Source organism: Marinobacter zhanjiangensis, from assembly GCF_014651935.1.
GTDB classification, from domain to species: domain Bacteria; phylum Pseudomonadota; class Gammaproteobacteria; order Pseudomonadales; family Oleiphilaceae; genus Marinobacter; species Marinobacter zhanjiangensis.
Map to the genome: position 1 here is coordinate 1 of NZ_BMXV01000019.1, position 605 is coordinate 605.

Consider the following 605-nt stretch of genomic DNA (forward strand, 5'->3'; position numbering starts at 1 on the left):
TGACTGGGGTGAAGTCGTAACAAGGTAGCCGTAGGGGAACCTGCGGCTGGATCACCTCCTTAACGATCGCCGGAGGTTTCGGTCAGAGTCCACACGAATTACTTGGTTAACGTGAAGAGAGCAATAGGGTCTTACAGGCCCGTATTATTGGGTCTGTAGCTCAGTTGGTTAGAGCGCACCCCTGATAAGGGTGAGGTCGGTGGTTCAAATCCACCCAGACCCACCAAAATTGCGTTATCCGTCGTTATCGAAAGGCTCACGTGCTACTCGCACGCTACACCTTTCGATGCCTAGGCTAACCCAATTTTCGGAGCACGTCTCGCAGTCAAGAGGTGCACCGGGTGGGTAAACCCAGTGGTGGCCGACGAACGCGGAGGCGCCGGACAGGTTTCGTTAATCTAGGCGCAGCGTGAGTGAGTGAAGGAGTGACCCTCGATGGGTCATGACTGATGCGAGCGAGGGTTGCAACGACGAGTAACGGAAGCTGGACAAGCATCCGGGGCCATAGCTCAGCTGGGAGAGCGCCTGCCTTGCACGCAGGAGGTCGGCGGTTCGATCCCGCCTGGCTCCACCATATCGAGACTGACGACAGCCCTGTCGAAAAC

2 tRNA genes and 1 rRNA gene are annotated in these 605 nt (G+C 56.9%); all 3 read left to right on the forward strand.

What is annotated here, in order from left to right:
* Positions 1-62, forward strand: a 16S ribosomal RNA gene (locus IE079_RS18670); the annotation flags it as partial.
* Positions 63-149: 87 nt separating this feature from the next.
* Positions 150-226 (forward strand) — tRNA-Ile (locus tag IE079_RS18675).
* Between the two features lie 272 nt (positions 227-498).
* A tRNA-Ala gene (locus IE079_RS18680) sits at positions 499-574 on the forward strand.
* Positions 575-605: the final 31 nt, after the last annotated feature.